At 36.3% G+C, this 18556-nt stretch carries 13 protein-coding genes; 5 read left to right on the top strand and 8 right to left on the bottom strand.

All coding sequences use genetic code 11. The features are described from left to right. Positions 1–20: 20 nt before the first annotated feature. From ABVZ64_RS11440 to ABVZ64_RS11420, 5 genes are all read left to right on the top strand, one after another. Positions 21–1346, top strand: coding sequence for an ArnT family glycosyltransferase (locus ABVZ64_RS11440; protein WP_352401144.1), 1326 nt, complete (start codon positions 21–23; stop codon positions 1344–1346). A gap of 80 nt (positions 1347–1426) precedes the next feature. Then, a complete protein-coding gene (locus tag ABVZ64_RS11435) occupies positions 1427–3733 on the top strand; it encodes a stalk domain-containing protein (protein WP_352401143.1) in 2307 nt (768 codons plus the stop codon). Between the two features lie 189 nt (positions 3734–3922). Then, positions 3923–4894, top strand: a complete 972-nt coding sequence (locus ABVZ64_RS11430) for a glycosyltransferase family 2 protein (RefSeq protein WP_352401142.1) — start codon at positions 3923–3925, stop codon at positions 4892–4894. A gap of 1289 nt (positions 4895–6183) precedes the next feature. Next, entirely contained in the window at positions 6184–6471 is a 288-nt protein-coding gene (locus ABVZ64_RS11425; RefSeq protein ID WP_352401141.1) for an alpha-helical endospore appendage domain-containing protein, read from the top strand. A gap of 179 nt (positions 6472–6650) precedes the next feature. Then, a complete protein-coding gene (locus ABVZ64_RS11420; RefSeq protein ID WP_352401140.1) occupies positions 6651–7850 on the top strand; it encodes an alpha-helical endospore appendage domain-containing protein in 1200 nt (399 codons plus the stop codon). A gap of 282 nt (positions 7851–8132) precedes the next feature. On the opposite strand, the gene sstT is transcribed toward ABVZ64_RS11420, so the two are convergent. The 8 genes from sstT to nifU all read right to left on the bottom strand — a co-directional run bounded on the left by sstT (position 8133) and on the right by nifU (position 18552). Beyond that, complete coding sequence (gene sstT, locus ABVZ64_RS11415) at positions 8133–9356, bottom strand: serine/threonine transporter SstT (RefSeq protein WP_352401139.1); 1224 nt, start codon at positions 9354–9356, stop codon at positions 8133–8135. Positions 9357–9436: 80 nt separating this feature from the next. Then, complete coding sequence (gene sdaAA / locus ABVZ64_RS11410) at positions 9437–10327, bottom strand: L-serine ammonia-lyase, iron-sulfur-dependent, subunit alpha (protein WP_352401138.1); 891 nt, start codon at positions 10325–10327, stop codon at positions 9437–9439. A 124-nt stretch (positions 10328–10451) separates the two neighbouring features. Continuing rightward, positions 10452–11114 (bottom strand): L-serine ammonia-lyase, iron-sulfur-dependent subunit beta, encoded by a 663-nt coding sequence (gene sdaAB / locus ABVZ64_RS11405; RefSeq protein ID WP_352401137.1) that lies wholly within the window; start codon positions 11112–11114, stop codon positions 10452–10454. Between the two features lie 585 nt (positions 11115–11699). Beyond that, positions 11700–13328 (bottom strand): chaperonin GroEL, encoded by a 1629-nt coding sequence (gene groL, locus ABVZ64_RS11400; RefSeq protein ID WP_352401136.1) that lies wholly within the window; start codon positions 13326–13328, stop codon positions 11700–11702. A 21-nt stretch (positions 13329–13349) separates the two neighbouring features. Continuing rightward, positions 13350–13637: a co-chaperone GroES gene (locus ABVZ64_RS11395; protein WP_352401135.1), complete on the bottom strand. Its 288-nt coding sequence runs from the start codon at positions 13635–13637 to the stop codon at positions 13350–13352. 401 nt (positions 13638–14038) lie between these two features. Beyond that, complete coding sequence (locus tag ABVZ64_RS11390; protein WP_352401134.1) at positions 14039–14899, bottom strand: NAD(P)/FAD-dependent oxidoreductase; 861 nt, start codon at positions 14897–14899, stop codon at positions 14039–14041. Positions 14900–15288: 389 nt separating this feature from the next. Further along, positions 15289–17370 (bottom strand): elongation factor G, encoded by a 2082-nt coding sequence (gene fusA, locus ABVZ64_RS11385; protein WP_352401133.1) that lies wholly within the window; start codon positions 17368–17370, stop codon positions 15289–15291. A 741-nt stretch (positions 17371–18111) separates the two neighbouring features. Beyond that, on the bottom strand, positions 18112–18552 hold the full coding sequence (gene nifU, locus ABVZ64_RS11380) for a Fe-S cluster assembly scaffold protein NifU (RefSeq protein ID WP_352401132.1): 441 nt from the start codon (positions 18550–18552) through the stop codon (positions 18112–18114). Positions 18553–18556: the final 4 nt, after the last annotated feature.

Genomic DNA, 18556 nt, shown 5'->3' with positions numbered 1-18556 from the left:
AAAATAATGTGCAAATAAGTATGATACTACTCATACTTTCCATTGCTTGCATTGGCGGATATAATCTGTGCCAAAGTTTTGACCATGAACAGCTGGCAAGCTACATTCTTTTGATTGCATTTGTTATGCGAATAGGCTATATGCTTTATACTCCATGTACCCTCAGACCCCACGATTTGAAGAATATCTCCATTGATTCCGATGGGCATGCTGCATATATCCTAAATATTCTTGAGGGACATCTGCCCACAAGCAACGAGGGACAGTTTTATCACCCTCCCCTATATCATATATTAAGCGCTCTTGTTATTTTGATCCTTAAACCAATTTTACATCTAACAAGTGATATGGACGTCATAAACTGCGCAAGAGTGGTTTCTTGTATTTTTTCATGCATAACCCTTTACTGTGTAAAGTCACTGTGCTACCAGCTTAAAATAAATAACTTTATCCCCCTTAGCATGGTTGGCTTTTTGCCAAACTTTTACCTTATGGGTGGTAGGGTAAATAACGATGCCATTGCATTATTCTTTATGACTTTAATTATCCTTTTCAGTATTAGATGGTATCAAGATCAAAATACAAAAAACACAGTTATCCTCGCCCTATCCTTCGCGCTTGGAATGATATCTAAGTTGTCAGTGGCCATTTTGGCAATTTCCACAGGCATTTTGATGCTATGTACTTTAATAAAAAGCTTTAAAGAACATAATTTATTTCAAACAATTAGAGGTTTGTGTCTTTTTGCGGCAGCAAGTATACCTCTCGGCCTTTCTTATGCCATACGGAATTTTGTTTTGTTTCATCAGCCTTTTCATTATGTGCTCGATGTTGGTTCTGCGGGATTTATATCACAGAATTACTCGTACTTTCAAAGGTTCTTAGCATTTCCAATAACAAAGATGTTTAACCCTATATATAATAATCCCTACACAGATTATAACCTCTGGCTTTACCTATTAAAGGGTGGATTGTATGGAGAATTTCGGTTTCACATTGCAGTTGCTATACCTGCCATAATGCTTTTTATATATACAATACTAAGCATTTTAATGATGATTTCCGTTGTTTGCTCCTTGCGAGATAAGGATATAGAGGTAAGTTATCTTTTGTTGTCAGCAACAGTACTTTTGGTATCATATATCATATTCAACATAAAGTACCCCTATGGCTGCACCATGGATTTTCGGTATGTTGCACCTGTTTTTATTATAAATTCACTTCTTTTCGGAAGATTTTTGGACAAGCATCATGATAAAAAATTCAGCATGGTATTTTATGGTATATCCGGTGGAGTGGTTCTCATTTTTTCACTTTTATCCATATTTATGTTTTGTATTATTTAATATCATTATGGCTTAAATTTTACCCAAAGGTAAATTAAGTATATAACAAAGAACAATAAAATCGTTAAGGAGGAAATTCAATGAATCACTTTTCAAAACAATTCTCGTGGCTACTTGCATTTGTACTTATGTTCACAAGCATAGTATCCACAAACATCACAGCTTACGCATCTGAAACAATTATCATTGGTGAAGATACCGATGAAGTAATTACTGACGGAACATCTATAGATGCAGAGGGCTGGTACTATGCAACCATTCGTTATTATGAATCTGCGGATTCAAATACTGTTATTTACGAGGACAGATATGCAAGTACAATTGGCTCCCTTCGTATCGCCACAAAACCATATGCATGGCATGTAACATTTGTAGAAAAAGTACAAGACAACTCGGCAACTATGAATCCTACTACATATTACTTCAAAGCATACCCCGATACTTCTCTTGAAATTGTACCTATTGACACAGAAATGACCTTACCAGCGGGTACAACACTTGCAACTACAGGTGCAGAAATCAATGTCAGCGTTTATGTAGAAGACACCCTGTTAAAAAATTCATCTTCTTCTTCTGTTACACTTCCTACTATACCACAACTGAGTTCATATGTAGGTGAAGATTTTGAATCTGCTTTAAACGATTCAGGCTACCATTTGCCAGATTTGACGGATCTTTATTATACTGTCGTACTTACAGACAAAAGCGAAAGTCCGTATAGCCTGAAACTAACGCTTTTACCCACCGTAGAGGTAACCTTTGATGAAAATACAGGTTCACCTGACTTGACTGGAATAACAATGTATGCAACACCAGAGGCCACAATTGACAGTATGGTGCTTCCCGAAGTTTCCTTAGACAATTTTGATTTTTATGGCTGGAAAAAAACTGATGATACATATGTATCACTTGCAAATGTAAGCCATGATAATCCATCATCTCTTATACCAAGAGTTAGCGATGCCGGTGAGCTTAAGGCTATGTATCAGGAAATAAAGCCTACCTTTACGCTGGATTTAACAAACAAAAAGGTAGCAAATCTCTTGTCTAATAGAACCTACGCATACCCTCTTTCTAATTGGGAATATGCAACAATTGGTACAGATGCTGAAGGTGGATTTTGCTATGAGGGATTATCCTCTTTTGAATCTTTGGCACGACTTCGTTTGAATTCAGAGAATACAGATATATTACTTGACTCAGAGTTTGTTCCTCTTAAACACAATGAACCAAAAATGCCAGTGATCGCATATACTGCAACCACCGCAAAGGTTACAAACACAAATGAATTAGATGGATGTGAATTCGCTATTAGGGCTACAAGCAGTAGTAGTTCTTTAAACTGGGGAACTTCCTCTGAATTCCCTGGGCTAACACCAGAAACAAGCTATAAAGTCTATACAAAGCATATTGCCGACGAAAATGGATTTGAAAGTAATGCGGTTGAATCATCAACTTTTTCAACGTTAGCTACAAAAACCGTTTCCAACGAAACGCCAAATGGTGTAACTATTGCAGATATTCCAAATCATGTTCATAGAAGCAGCGCTATAGAGCCAACTCTTATGATAAAAGACGGTGAAACTACCCTTGCCCTAGGTACAGATTACACTGTTGCTTATTCAAACAATATCAATGTTGGTACGGCAACTGCAACTGTAACCTTTACGGGTAACTATAGCGGTACTATGATGAAGAACTTCAATATTGTTCGGAAAAATTCCTCAAGTAGCGACGAAAGCACAGCTCCAACACCAACACCAACGGTTACTGTTACATTTAATACAGATGGTGGAACCACTGTTGGAATCAAGAACATAAAGAAAGGTTCAACAATTGGAGAAATACCATCACCAACAAAAGAAGGCTTTGTATTTGAAGGATGGTATGCTAATAAAGAGCTCACATTTGCATATGATGCCAATACAAAAATATCTGCATCGACTACACTTTTTGCCAAGTGGATCAAAGAAGATATTAAACTTGAAGATAGCACTTCAAATGAAATAGTCTTCACAATAGGTAATAAAAATGCAAGTGTTTTTGGTATACATAAAGCAAACGATGTTGCTCCCATTATCAAAAATAACAGAACAATGCTTCCTGCAAGATATGTAGCAGAAAACTTGGGAGCTGTGGTGGCCTGGAACGGAGAAAAACAAGAAGTTACAATCAAGGGCAATAATAAATTTGGTGAAGAAGTTATTATTATTATTTACATCAACTCAGAAATTGCTTATGTAAACGGAAAAGAAATAAAACTGGAAAGCCCTGCTTTTATAGAAGGTGGCAGGACATACACACCAATTAGATTTATTTCAGAAAAACTCGGTGCAACCATTACCTGGTTGGAATCAGAGCAAAAGGTTGTTATTAAGAAAAAATAGTCATTAATGATTATTAAAAGCATAACTCTAGTCAATTGCTCAATCAGGAATTTCCTGATTGAGCGCTTTTTAATGCTATATCTCAAAGGGTCTAAAAAATTCGTAGTATCTAATACATCACCGACTATGGCTCTTGCGAATTGGGAACACAGTAAGTGCTAAAAGTCATATAGCCAAGAGGATAAGTCTATGGAAAAAATAATATATTTAGTAATACCTTGCTATAATGAAGTGGAAGTTATTGAAGAAACGGCCAGAAGAACAAAACGGGAAATAAATCGCTTGGCAGAAAAAAAGTTAATATCAAATGAGAGTAAAATATGTTTTGTAAATGATGGATCAATGGATAATACATGGCAACTTATTTTAAAACTATGTAAGAAGGATTGTATATTTGTCGGTATTAACCTTTCAAAAAATTTTGGTCATCAAAATGCAATTTTAGCAGGCATGAGCGAAGTATGGCCTTTGTGTGATGCTGTTATTACTATGGATGCTGATTTGCAACAAGATATTACTAAAATAGAGTCGTTTATTGATAAATACTATGATGGAAATGAAATTGTTTATGGTATTCGTACTTCAAGGAGAGCAGACTCCTTTTTTAAAAAAATTACTGCCAACAGTTTTTACACAATCATGGGTTTACTTGGCTGCGAGATGCTTCCTCATCATGCTGATTACCGTTTAATATCTTCAAAGGCTATTCAGGAGCTAATGAATTTTAAAGAAATAAATCTTTTTCTACGAGGAATTATTCCTATGGTTGGTTTTCAAAGTGACATCGTATATTACCAGGTTTATGAGCGTTTTGCTGGTAAATCTAAATACACATTGGGTAAGATGATTAGCTTAGCACTAAACGGTATAACTTCATTAACCATTAAACCCATTCGATTTATTACAATATTAGGTTCTTTGCTTTTTCTTTTTAGTATTATTTTGTCAGTTTACTTTTTCGCCTCAAGTTTAATGGGAAATTTCATTCAAGAGTATACCACAATCCTTTTGTCGTTATGGTTCATTGGAGGTATACAGTTAATAAGCATAGGAATTATAGGCGAATATATAGGAAAAATTTATTTAGAAACAAAGCAACGACCCCGTTACATAATTCAGGAGATTTTTCATAACAAAGAAAAAATCCATAAAGACCATTGACACATAAGGATATACTTTCTTACAATTCCAAATTTCAGCTACCCGTTAGAGAAATGAAACCTATTCTGTAATATTTTTAGGCAGGAAAACTTTCGTTTGTCTGCATTGGTTGTACAGTTTTAAGCTGTTACGCACCTACTAATCAACCTCTATCCCATGAAAATTATTCAGTTATACTCGCTCTTATATTATAAAGCCATTTAGGGTATTACTACTTTTACGCAGGCAGCATGGAAATTCTATGAAAAAGGAGGCAGCAAGCATTTTTGCTCACCGCCTCCCATTAAAAGTTTATTTTTGTGGTTTATAACAAATAAAATACATCACCAAATCCAGAAGAATAGAAGCTGATTCCCCAGGGGTAGGTCCAATTGTCGGGCATAGGATACCATAACCCCTTTTGTGAAATCAGGCCATTTTCTACAGTTCAGACATGAATAACTTCGCCTGCTGAAAAATGAAAGTATTGTGAACCAGCTTTACCCTTTCCATTTTATCCATATCATAGTCACTGTTGTCTGCATTTCAACCAGCTTCACTTTTGATCCAATAATTATACACATAGTAAATTTACCCTTCCATCACCACAATTCATTTTCTTTTTTTCACCTTGACTGTTCTATTGCATTCCAATCTGGATTTGGAAGAATTTTTGTCCATCTTTCAAAATTGTTTTCAATGCGTATATAGTCATGAGAATTGGTTGCTTCTTGTACCGCTGTATAGTACCAAGCATTGGGTGCATTATCCGGCCATTTAATCATGTTTTCTGATTATTAATTCATCACTGGAACACAAATGCAACAATAATTCCCACATTGACTAATGGAGTTTTAACCAAAGGAAAATATCCACCTTTGTAAGCCAACTGAATTAATACATAGCCTTATTCTTTTAAAATCAAGAATAAATGTCTGAGCCAGCAAGCATTAAAGCAAATTTTTGTACATAAAATGGTTGATTTAACTCGACAAATCATCTTTATAAATATATTTTTAGCCCAAATGTTAGCTATCCTAAAATTTCTCTAAAAACAACCTTAATTCTGACTGATTTAAATTATATCCACTTCACAAGTTTGGGACATTCGTCATACTATGTACTATCATAACCAGTGCTGAAAAGGAAATAACAACAAAGTAACATCCTGAGAAAAATAAGTTGGTTCGGTTTTTATGCCCCAAACAAAAACTATCTGCACCAGGTATGGCTATGATAAAAATAAAATCCATTCAATATTCAATTTCTTCACAAAGCACGAAACTTAATTCTGAAAGGGGTAATTTTAAATGGGTATGCCAGAAATCAAAAACAGTGGAATTTCAAGGAGTCAAGCAATTACAGATATTATTGAATCTATTGCGTTGGAACAAACTGCACTGTCTCACATTTTAAATGCCGAGGGCGAAAAAATTCAGAAGGTTGTTGCACTCTCTGCAGTACCAAATGATGTTCTTTATATGTTAGAAACAAATAAATCTGTAAAGCATATGGTTAATTCCATTACTCGCTTAGAAGTACTTTTGCAAACAAAACTTGAATTGTTCTCGGAGTGCCTATGCCAGGAAGATGCATAACCTGATATCAGCTTTTATACGAGAGCCTCTCACTTAAAAATAAATATCGCCCCCTAAAAGGTGGCGATATTTATTTTTAGAACAGAATGTCAAAAGATTTGAAAATTGGATTAGCAATACGCCCAATCCACTCATATCATATAGTAATGACTCAGACTATATCCATTGGGGGGGTTTACATGAAACTGTTTGAGCTGACCGACTCCATCGCCCTTTCCATTACCTGCGCAAAAAAATATAACAACTGCGCGTTTGATGGTTGCTTTTATTACTTTACGGTCCAGTGCTCTTGTGAAATTATCAAAACCGATTGTTGCTTCTACATTAACGAATGCTACAACACCTGTAAGGAATATGATTGCATTTGCTATGATGAAAAAGATCAATGCTTTTGGGCTACAACCAAAAAGCAAAGTAACGCCATCTATAAGCTAAATCGCAATATGTGCGAAATTGATTGTATCACCATTCACGGATGTCTAGATTTAATAGGAGATGTCACTGGCATCTCATTTAATTGTTGTACCAACAGCCTTGTTCTTTCATTTTGCAACTGCGTTCTAAGAACTAACAAAGAAAATGGTCATTCTATTTTAATGTACAAATCAAACTATGTTCAAATCACCAGTGTGCTAAGCTTATGTCCTAATTTAGTAATTAGTGGTGTCAAAAACAACGAACAATATGTGTATGTCTTAGATACTTGCGGTACAGTCCAATATTCTTATCCTCTTAGTTTTGACAATAAAATTAAAAACATACTATTTAATCCCTGCATGAAAAATGATAATCAAATTTATTTGGACTTCTTCATTCTAAAAAGAGGATGCTATCCTTATATTTTAAAATACCATTTATTCTTGGATAGATTACCTTTCCAACCTTGCCAGTGCAACTTTAATATTTGTAATGAATGTTGTTGTGACCCAGAAGATTGCTGCCAACACTGCGCCTCAATTCTGGAGTCCATCGCTTTGGTAGAAGCCGGAATCGCTCACATTTTAAACTGCGAAGGCGAGAAAATGCAAAAAATCCTGCAGGAAACAGATAATGTAGATCTTATTCTAGCTGCAAACAGAGAAGTAAATAAAACCATTTCTAACGTTTCTCAATTGGAATATCTTCTTTATTTAAAACTCAACGCTTTGGCTGAATGTGGTGCATTGAAGGATATTTGCAACGACAATTGCACTTGCTGGGATGATGTCCCTTGTGACGAGTTTTTAACGGAAGGGGAACAGCTAACTCTTGATGAGTGTTATATAACGGAATTACAGTCCCAGGAAAAAGAAATCAAATCCTCTACTGTTGATGATTTCAATACTGAATCAATAGAAGCAAATGAGAAGCAAACGCCGGTGCAAGAAACAGAAAACTAGAAGGATCCTTAAGATTCTTAAAGTATTGATTATTCAAGAAAAAATTCACAAAGCTTTAAAGAATACCAAGACCTTGAAAATAATAGCCCTATTGCCATAACCCGTACGTCTGACTCTGTGCGGGTTTTTTTATTTGAGAAAATATTGAAAAAACAGGCAGTGAGTATACTCACTGCCTGCAAAAATACATTTCATTCATTTTATTGCAGTAAATAACGCGCTTGTCACCACTGCTAAAACCAGTTTTCGTACAACTAATTTTCATTTATCGTGTAATATATATTACCATTTAATAGGTTTTCCTTCTTTTCTCCACTGTCTGAATTCAGCTGCTGCTGTAAACAATGCATCCGTAGAGGAGTTCAAACCAGTTTCACAAGAATCCTGAATAACGCCGATGATGAAACCAACACCAACAACCTGCATTGCAATATCATTAGAAATACCAAACAGGGAGCAAGCCAAAGGAATCAACAACAAGGAACCACCAGCAACACCGGAAGCACCACAAGCGGAGATTGCTGCAACCACGCTTAATACTAATGCAGTACCAATATCAACCGTATAACCCAATGTGTTTACTGCCGCTAAAGCCATTACTGTAATTGTAATCGCAGCACCACCCATGTTGATTGTTGCACCCAGAGGAATGGAAACAGAATAGTTATCTTCATCCAAACCTAAAGATTCGCAAAGAGTCATGTTTACAGGAATATTGGCAGCGGAGCTACGTGTAAAGAATGCTGTGATAAAGCTTTCTCTTAGACATTTGAATACCAATGGATATGGGTTCTGTCTGATGTTTAAGAAAACAATGAGAGGATTTACAACGAAAGCAATGACTGCCATACATCCAACCAACAACGCTAACAGCATACCATAGTCTTTAAAGATTTCCAAACCGTTTGTAGAAACAGTTGCATATACCAGACCCATGATACCAAAAGGTGCAAAGCTAATTACCCATCTAACTGCCTGAGAAACTGCATCAGCAAAGTTACCAAGCATAGTTTTTGTAGAATCGGAAGCATGCTTCAAAGCCAAACCAAAAACAACAGCCCAAGCTAAGATACCGATGTAGTTTGCCGAAGAAATAGATGCAATAGGGTTCTGTACAACATTTAAGAGTAATGTTTTAATTACTGTGCCTACACCATCAGGAGGTGCAGTACCTGCTGCTGCCTCAGTCAATGTTAAAGTTACAGGGAACAAAAAACTTCCTACTACTGCAACTAAAGCAGAAGCAAAAGTACCAATTAAGTATAAAGCTACAACTGAGCCCATATTTGTTTTAGCGCCTTTTTTATGCTGTGCTAAAGAGCTCATTACCAAGAAGAATACCAAGATAGGTGCTACACCCTTTAATGCACCAACAAACAAATCACCAAAGATAGCGATAACACTTAAGGATGGCAATGCTACACCAAGAATAGCACCGATTATCAAACCGGCTAAAATACGTTTAACCAAGCTGATATTATTCCATTTTTGAAATAAATTAGTCATTTTATCATTTCTCCTATTTAGTTTTATAATATTATTGCGGTTACGTTAGTTGTACGAAAGAAAAACAAATAAAAAGTTTATTACTTACAATTTTGGCAACTACCAAAAACTTTTTCACAAAGCTTTTTGCCAGTTGGGGTTGCTGCCAAGCCACCTTCTGCAGTTTCTTTTAAAGCTGGAGACATTGCTTCCCCTATCTTCTTCATTGCATAAATTACTTCGTCTGCTGGAATTGCACTTTCCACACCAGCCAGTGCTAGTTCTGCTGCTACAAATGCATTTGCAACGCCCATGGCATTTCTTTTGATACATGGGATTTCCACCAAACCAGCCACAGGATCACATACCAATCCTAAAATATTTTTTAAGGCAATTGCACAAGCGTGTTCACTCTGTTTTGGCGTACCTCCACAAAGCTCAACCAAAGAGGCTGCTGCCATGGCACTTGCTGCGCCACACTCTGCTTGACATCCGCCTTCTGCACCGGCAATGCTTGCCTTATTTGCAATTACCATGCCCACCGCAGATGCTGTAAAGAGAGCCATAACCACTTCATCATTTGGAATATTTCGATCTTCGGAGATTGTGAGCAATGCTGCTGGTAAAATACCACAGCTTCCCGCTGTTGGAGCTGCTACAATTCTTCCCATACAAGCATTGGTTTGGGAAACTGCAAGGGCCTTCACCATTGCTTCTCCAAAAATTTTTCCACAAATATTTTTGTTTGCCTTTACGGCTTCATTCATTTTAAATGCATCTCCACCTGTAAGTCCACTAGCGGATCGTTTTTCTGCATCTAAACCATTCTCAACTGATTCCCTCATAACGTCAAGAGAGCGTTTCATGTTTTCAAATAGTATTTTTTGATCTGTTTCTGCGACCTCAGCTTGATCTTTTAAAATCAGCTTACATAGAGGAAGTTTTTGGGATTCAGCTTCCTTCACCAAGTCTGATAAAGAATCATATTTCAATCTAAACACCCCATTCCAAAATTTTTATCATACACATTTAAATGAAATTACATTACCAGCGCAAATTACCACTCATCCTACAAAAAACTCGGGTATGGCAATTTCTTTTCATGTCTGTATAAAATCAAATAGCTTTTAAAATTGTAGAAGCCAAAATGTTGGGTTGTTCTAAAATGACTTTATTAATGGATTCATCGATGTCTCCATCAATTTCTATGGTCATTACAGCAGTTCCACCTTTGTGATCTCTACAAAGAGAAAATCCATGAATATTCACACTATTCTCAGCAAGAATATTTGATACAACGGCTATCATTCCCGGAACATCCTCATGGGGAATAATCAGTGTGTCAGATTTACCTGAAATCGAAACAGCAGTATCATTAATCCGATTTATAATGATATTTCCGCCACCAATGGAAGCACCTTGAACCAAGACTTCCTTCCCATCGGCATCCTTTAGAACAACTTGAGCTGTGTTTGGATGCGCTCCATCTATCTCGGTTTCCACAAATGAGAATTCTAACCCTTCTTTTTGTGCCACTTCAAAGCTAATACGAATGCGCTCATCATCTGTTTCCATTCCTAAAATACCAGCGATAATCGCTTTATCTGTACCATGACCCTTATATGTCTTTGAAAAAGAACCACTAAAACGTATTGTGGCAGAAACAGGGGTTGTCCCTAAAATAGACCGTGCATATTTACCAATACGAACAGCACCAGCAGTATGTGAACTAGATGGTCCGATCATGATTGGACCGATAATATCGAAAGCTTGTAACATACTTACTCCTCCCTCCATATAAACTTGTCATATTAGACAAAAAAATGATGAATGAAATATCTTTTTGTCTTAGTACAGCAATTATATATGAATTTTTTATACAAAGTCAATAGAAAAACCAAAAAAAGTTTTTAATAGGCGGACATTTTTTTCATAAATTAAACATATGTTTTTTACTCATAGACATTATCCAAAAAATAAGCCAAAAAATACAAAAAAACAATGTTATGTTAATTAATTCTTGCTGACTGGTATATTCCTCCAAACTAAAATTATTTTCATTTTCGAAATAAATTTTTGAGATCAAATTTCATTCTATTATTATTCATTAAATGGGAACATACTATTCAATATAATTGAAAAATTAAGGATTTATAGGAAAATTAATGAATAGTATCGACTTGCTTTCTGTCATCTAAATATAAACTGTTACATTAAGTTGTTGTCCTTCGAGCTATTTCTATATCATTTGCAAATTTAAATTTTTTAGCACACAAAAAACCCCCATCTGAAAAGATAGAGGTTTTTCCTTTTTCTAGGTTAAATTCGGTATCATGCATAGATTGTTGTCAAACAACCATTTTATTACATATAACCACCCATACCACCCATGCCAGGATCAGGCATAGCAGGTGCTTTTGAAGGCAGTTCAGCAACAACGGCTTCTGTTGTTAAGAAAGTTGATGCAACAGACGTTGCATTTTGCAATGCACTTCTTGTTACTTTGGCAGGATCAAGGATACCAGCCTCAACCATTTCAACATACTCCTCGGTCAATGCATTAAAGCCTACGCCGGCAGGCATCTCTTTTACTTTATTTACAATGACAGATCCTTCTAGGCCTGCATTTTCAACAATTTGACGCAAAGGTGCTTCCAACGCCTTCACAACAATAGCTGCACCTGTTTTTTCATCACCCACCAAGTTTTCACAAGCTGCCTTAACTTTTTCAATTACATGAACCAAAGCTGTACCGCCGCCTGCAACGATTCCTTCTTCCACTGCGGCTCTGGTTGCTGCCAATGCATCTTCCATACGCAGTTTCTTTTCTTTCATTTCTGTTTCAGTAGCAGCACCAACTTTAATTACCGCCACTCCACCACAGAGTTTTGCAAGTCTTTCCTGCAATTTTTCTCTGTCAAAATCAGAATCTGTTTCTTCCATTGCTACCTTTATCTGGTGAATACGCGCATCGATATCAGCTTTAGAACCAGCGCCATCAGCAATGATAGTTGCTTCTTTTTCAACACGAACTGTTTTTGCACGGCCTAACATATCCAAAGTAGTATCTTTTAATTCTAAGCCGATTTCCTCAGAAATAACCTGAGCGCCTGTCAATGCAGCAATATCAGCAAGCTGTGCTTTTCTTCTTTCGCCATAGCCAGGAGCTTTTACAGCAACACAAGTAAATGTTCCTCTGAGTTTATTTACAACCAAAGTTGCCAAGGCTTCCCCTTCAACGTCATCAGCAATAATCAAAATTTTACCATTCACCTGCATTACTTGTTCCAAAAGGGGCACCAGTTCCTGGATGTTAGAGATTTTTTTATCAGTAACCAAGATAAAAGGATCTTCCAAGATAGCAACCATTTTTTCCATATCCGTTGACATATAGGAGGATAGGTAACCTCTATCAAACTGCATACCTTCTACCAATTCCAATTCTGTTTTCATGGTCTTGGATTCTTCTACTGTGATAACTCCATCATTCGTAACTTTTTCCATGGCGTCTGCAATCATATCGCCAACTTCGTCGTCACCAGCAGAAATTGCAGCAACATTTGAGATGTGTTTCTTCGTTGTAACAGCTTGGCTCATTTCTTTAATTCCTGCAACAGCCACTTCAGTTGCCTTCTGCATACCTTTTCTCAAGATAATAGGGTTTGCACCAGCAGCAATATTTTTTAAACCTTCTTGAATCATGGCTTGTGCTAAAACAGTTGCAGTTGTTGTACCATCACCAGCAACATCATTTGTTTGCGTTGCAACTTCTTTTACCAGCTGAGCACCCATATTTTCATAAGGATCTTCCAACTCAATATCCCTTGCGATGGTTACGCCATCGTTTGTAATCAATGGTGATGTAAATTTGCGGTCTAAAACTACGTTACGACCTTTAGGTCCCAATGTAACTTTAACTGTATTTGCTAATTTATCCACACCAGCGGCCATTTGGCTTCTGGCATCTGCACCGTATTTAATTTCCTTTGCCATATCTTAAACGCCTCCTAAAAATCAGTCTTTTACTACTGCCAAAATATCATTTTGTCTCATTACCAGATACTCTTCGCCATCAAACTTGATTTCCATAGCACCATACCTGGAGTAAATTACATGATCTCCTTCTTTCAAAACCATTTCAACTTTTGTGTCCCCAACAATTCCGCCGGGACCTACTGCCACAACAATGGCTTCCTGGGGCTTCTCTTTTGACTGAGAAGTTAAAATCAAACCTGATTTCGTGGTTTCTTCTGCTGCTAACTGCTTTAATACAACCTTATCTCCTAATGGTGAAAGTTTCATTTCCTTACCTCCTTGATTATATCTGTTAGCACTCATCTTAATCGAGTGCTGATTTCTGATATTATATTAGCATTTTTACAAGAATATTCAAACACTATAATTAGCTATATTATATGAAATTTGATTAAATTACAATAAAATTTAGATATTTCTGTAATTTTTTTATTTTTTTCTCAAGAAATCTTCCAATTTCTCAAAATTTCATATATATTTAGATTTTGTTTTTACAAAGTTAAAAGTTATATTAAAAATAATCAATATCCCTTATTTCATCTAATCAAAAAACTATAAAAAATGCGGAATTCATTGCTTTTTCGAATATATAAACAAGATAAAACGAAAACAAGTACAAGGGGCATAACCTATGTTTATGCCCCATTTTTTTAACGCAATACATACCTTTATACTTTTTTCTGTTTATCAATATCCGAAACGGCTGACAACGCTGCAACCAGACCTTCCCCTACTGCCTTTGCAATTTGGTAGGGAGCACCTGTGCAATCACCCGCTGCATAAACATTAGGTAGATTTGTAGCCATACGACGATCCACTACAATATTTTTACCATCTGTTTTCAAGCCAAAAATCAAACTATCAGGAGGCATAGTGTTTTTTGCAAAGAAAATACCATCACAAGAAATGGTTTCTTTATCTGTTTCGAGAGCAGTTAGTTTATCTCCCGATCCAACTACTGCTTTTGGCTTTGCCTCCAAAACAGCAACATTATCTTTTAAGTTGGTTATATTCTTATAAAGAGGGATGTAAAGCACTTCTTTACAGATGTCGGCCAAGAAATTCGCTTCCGCCTCCCCTTCCTCGTTTTCGCTTACTACCACTACCTTTTTGTTGCGATAAAGCATTCCATCACAAGTAGCACAATAGCTTACACCCTTTCCCAAATAATCTATTTCCCCGGCAATCCCTTTGCTTTTGCTTAGCCCTGTAGCTAGAATAATGGCCTTAGCTTCAATAAAATTATTCTCCGCATTGATCATATAATATTCACCAACATTTAAAATTTGGCTTACACGACACTCTTGAAATTCTACGCCATTTTTTACAGCATGGGTATAAAAACGATTTAGCATTTCCTCACCGTTTACATCAGGCATTCCTAAATAATTATCCACCTTTTCGGCGGAAAATAGCAATGAACTATCCAAGCTTCTGCCAAAAATACAAACAGTTTTATTTCTCTGGCGGCAGTTTAGTGCCGCGGACAATGCCGCTGGGCCTCCACCAATTACTGCAACATCAAACATAAAGAAAACCTCCTAACCCTTCTAAAAAAATCTGCAATTTTGTTTATCATTTTAAAGTTAACCATTCCATTTTATAACGAATAATAAAATACACTTTAAACCCAATCAAATTGTGGCACTCAAAAGGATCTAAAATTCAAATGACTTTTAACATATTTATTTCAAAAATTACCTTTTATTTTATTGTAACACAGATTACTTTTTTTGTCTGTGACTTATGCACCAATGATTCATAAACCACTTCATGTTAGTATGCATAATTTTCAACTTAGTATATCCCTTTAAAGACAAATTTTAAAATAAATAAAGACACTTACCTCAAAAGAAAGATAATCCATCAAACTCTTGAGGTTCGTGTCAATTTTTAAAGCAACTTTTTAAAACGTTTGTTAGCTAATCTTTTTTTCTGCAGCTCTACGTTCAATTATTTTCTTTTGAATTTCCATAGGAGCTTCTTCGTAGCGTTCAAAACGATGGGTATATTCCCCGCGGCTTTGGGTCATAGACCTTAAATCAGTAGCATATTTATGCATTTCTGACGTAGGTACTTCAGCCACAATACACTTCTTATTGCCAACGGCATCCATGCTTAAAATTCTTCCTCTACGCTTGTTAATATCCCCCATAATATCCCCCATGTATCTTTCGGGGACAAGAACTTCCACGTGTTCAATTGGCTCAAGCAATGTGGGTTTTGCCTGAGGAACCCCTTCTTTATAGGCAACTGAGGTTGCCATTTTAAATGCCATTTCAGAAGAGTCAACAGGATGATAGGATCCATCTGTTAAAGTTGCTTTTAAGCCAACAATAGGATATCCTGCTAAAACACCGTTTAACACACACTCTTGCAAACCTTTTTCAACAGCGGGGAAGTATTGCTTTGGAACAGAGCCTCCAAAAATCTTTTCTTCGAAAACATAAGGTAATGTCATATCACCACTAGGCTCAAATTCCATCACAACATCACCAAATTGGCCATGCCCACCAGATTGTTTCTTGTAGCGCCCTCTCACAGACGCTTTTCCTTTTACAGTTTCTCTATAAGGAATGATGGGGTCAATCAAGTCCACCTCAATTTTATATTTTGTTTTTAATTTATTAACCATAACATCCAATTGTTGCTCGCCAATGCCAGAAAGAATAGTCTGTTTTGTTTCTTTATTCACTTCCATTTTCAGAGTAGGATCTTCCTCTCTAATTTTTGAAAGGGCTGCTGAAAGTTTATCCTCATCACCTTTGCCTTTGGGTTGAATTGCCATAGATAGAACAGAGCTTGGCAAAGGAATCTTTGGAATTGAAATTGGATATTCTTTTGTAGCCAAAGTATCTTGCGTTGATGTGTTAGAAAGCTTTGCTAAAGCGCCAATGTCACCTGTGTGCAACTCATCAACTTCAATTTGCTCTTTGCCTCTAACTATATAAAGGTGTCCAACTTTTTCAGTGGTATCTTTATCAACATTATATACTGTCATAGAGGAATCTAGTTTGCCAGTCATTACTCTAAACAAATTTAAGCGTCCAATATAAGGGTCTGAAATTGTTTTGAAAACAAAAGCTGAAAAATTCTCATCCTCTGAACTACAAAGCACCGTATCTGTCCCATCAATAAACGCATGGAAATTTTTCTTTGCTTCCATAGCAGGAGGGGTGAACCTTACAATTGTATTCATTAATAATTTTACACCATAGCCCAAAGTTGCGGAACCGCACATCACAGGGGCAATATTTCGATTTTCAATACCTTCCAACAAACCATCATAAATTTCATCTTCTGTCAGTTCTATATCATTAAAGAATTTCTCCATCAGCTCTTCACTGCTTTCAGCAGCTACCTCAACCAACATAGAACGGAGAACTTCTACTTCGTCTACTTTATCGGCAGGAACTTCACAAGCTTGCAATTTTCCATTTACTTTCTTTCTGGCATCTCTTTTAATTAAGTTAATGAAACCAACAAATTTCCCATTCTCATCATTAAAAGGAATTTGCAACGGAGCAACGGCCTTCCCAAAATTGCTTCTTAAATCTGCTAATGTTTTTTCAAAGTCTGCATTTTCATCATCCATTTGGTTTACGAAAATAATCCTAGGCAGACCCATTTCTTCCGTCTGCTCCCAAGCCTTTTCCGTGCCAACTTCAACGCCTGATTTTGCCGAAACCATAATCAATGCCGTATCGGCAACACTCATTGCCATTTTTCCCTCAGAAATAAAATCAAAATAACCTGGAGTATCTAGGAAGTTGATTTTTGTACCTTGCCACTCAACGGGCAATACAGATGTGTTGATTGATACCTTACGACGAATTTCTTCTGCTTCATAGTCACTAACGGTATTGCCCTCATCTACTTTACCAAAGCGCTTTGTTGCACCGGAGTAAAAAAGAGCTGCTTCGGCATATGTTGTCTTACCGGAACCGCTGTGACCCAATAGAACTACGTTTCTAACTTTGTCTGCAGTGTAATTTTTCATAATACCAACCTCCTAATTCAATTTTAAATGGCGAAAAAGCCGTCTTGTATATATGCGTATTCATAATATCATTTTTTAACAACATATACATATATTAACTTTCTCCACTTGTACCCATTTCCCTCCAAAATTTTAAATAAAAAAAAATATTCGTCATTTTACACTAATTCAAAATTATTTTAAAGGATTTTTTCAGAATAAAACCCAATGATTTTTTGCAACCATTTGTAGTATAATAATAGTTGGGCTATCTAAACCAGTATTCCCTTTCAAAATCAAGAAAAATTCCCCTAAAACACTTCTGCAAGTATGCTTACATTTCTAATTATTATTTTTGTTTATAACAAAAATGCCGCTACATAATAATAACCGCTTTACTTAAAATATCTAACTTATTCAAACAACATTGTTCACCCTGTTACGTTCCTTTTAATTTACGTACTTTCATTAATCCAATAATATGAATCCCCCATAACAATACCCAAATCACCCCTGCATACAAATTCAATGGGAAGGTATTACAGCTCTCCCATTTCGTAATAATTCTTCCAGTCTTAACAGTTCTTGTTTCAAAATCTCCTTTCCATCATCTGTAATCTGGTATACTTTTTTTCTTGCGCCCTATTCATTTGGTAGAGCGGTAATCTACCCTTTTGCCCTGAAGCCATATAGTATGCAATTTTTTGCCAAAAAAAGTAGCGATAACCACATTCATAGTTATCGCTACTAAAAAATCTATTTTTATTCTTCGCGTCCATGATGGTGTAAAGCTTCAACATCATCTACAGGCGGTTTCAAACCTTCAATCTGAATTCCATTTTTCTGTGCATAATCCCATAATGCTGCGTGAAGCGCTTCTTCGGCCAGACATGAACAGTGGACTTTTACTGGTGGCAATCCATCCAAAGCCTCCATAACGGCTTTATTAGTAACCTCGAGGGCTTCCTGAAGGGTTTTGCCTTTTACCAATTCTGTTGCCATAGAACTAGTTGCTACAGCAGCGCCACAACCAAATGTCTTAAATTTTGCATCCTCAATGAGGCCGTTTTTAATTTTCAGATATACCTTCATGATATCGCCACATTTTGCATTACCCACAAGTCCCACACCACTTGCGTCATCAATCACACCCACATTCCTTGGGTTCATAAAATGATCCATTACTTTTTCGCTGTATTCCATATAA

Source organism: Anaerotignum sp. (assembly GCF_040307045.1).
GTDB lineage: Bacteria > Bacillota > Clostridia > Lachnospirales > Anaerotignaceae > Chakrabartyella.
This window is presented reverse-complemented; position numbering and strand designations above follow the sequence as displayed.

What these genes read in the sequence shown, in the direction of transcription:
- ABVZ64_RS11430 (WP_352401142.1), top strand. Translation starts at nt 3,923, where the DNA reads ATGGAAAAAATAATATATTTAGTAATACCTTGCTATAATGAAGTGGAA.
- fusA (WP_352401133.1), bottom strand. Translation starts at nt 17,370, where the DNA reads ATGAAAAATTACACTGCAGACAAAGTTAGAAACGTAGTTCTATTGGGT.
- groL (WP_352401136.1), bottom strand. Translation starts at nt 13,328, where the DNA reads ATGGCAAAGGAAATTAAATACGGTGCAGATGCCAGAAGCCAAATGGCC.
- ABVZ64_RS11390 (WP_352401134.1), bottom strand. Translation starts at nt 14,899, where the DNA reads ATGTTTGATGTTGCAGTAATTGGTGGAGGCCCAGCGGCATTGTCCGCG.
- sstT (WP_352401139.1), bottom strand. Translation starts at nt 9,356, where the DNA reads ATGACTAATTTATTTCAAAAATGGAATAATATCAGCTTGGTTAAACGT.
- ABVZ64_RS11425 (WP_352401141.1), top strand. Translation starts at nt 6,184, where the DNA reads ATGGGTATGCCAGAAATCAAAAACAGTGGAATTTCAAGGAGTCAAGCA.
- ABVZ64_RS11440 (WP_352401144.1), top strand. Translation starts at nt 21, where the DNA reads ATGATACTACTCATACTTTCCATTGCTTGCATTGGCGGATATAATCTG.
- ABVZ64_RS11395 (WP_352401135.1), bottom strand. Translation starts at nt 13,637, where the DNA reads ATGAAACTTTCACCATTAGGAGATAAGGTTGTATTAAAGCAGTTAGCA.
- ABVZ64_RS11435 (WP_352401143.1), top strand. Translation starts at nt 1,427, where the DNA reads ATGAATCACTTTTCAAAACAATTCTCGTGGCTACTTGCATTTGTACTT.
- nifU (WP_352401132.1), bottom strand. Translation starts at nt 18,552, where the DNA reads ATGGAATACAGCGAAAAAGTAATGGATCATTTTATGAACCCAAGGAAT.
- sdaAB (WP_352401137.1), bottom strand. Translation starts at nt 11,114, where the DNA reads ATGTTACAAGCTTTCGATATTATCGGTCCAATCATGATCGGACCATCT.
- ABVZ64_RS11420 (WP_352401140.1), top strand. Translation starts at nt 6,651, where the DNA reads ATGAAACTGTTTGAGCTGACCGACTCCATCGCCCTTTCCATTACCTGC.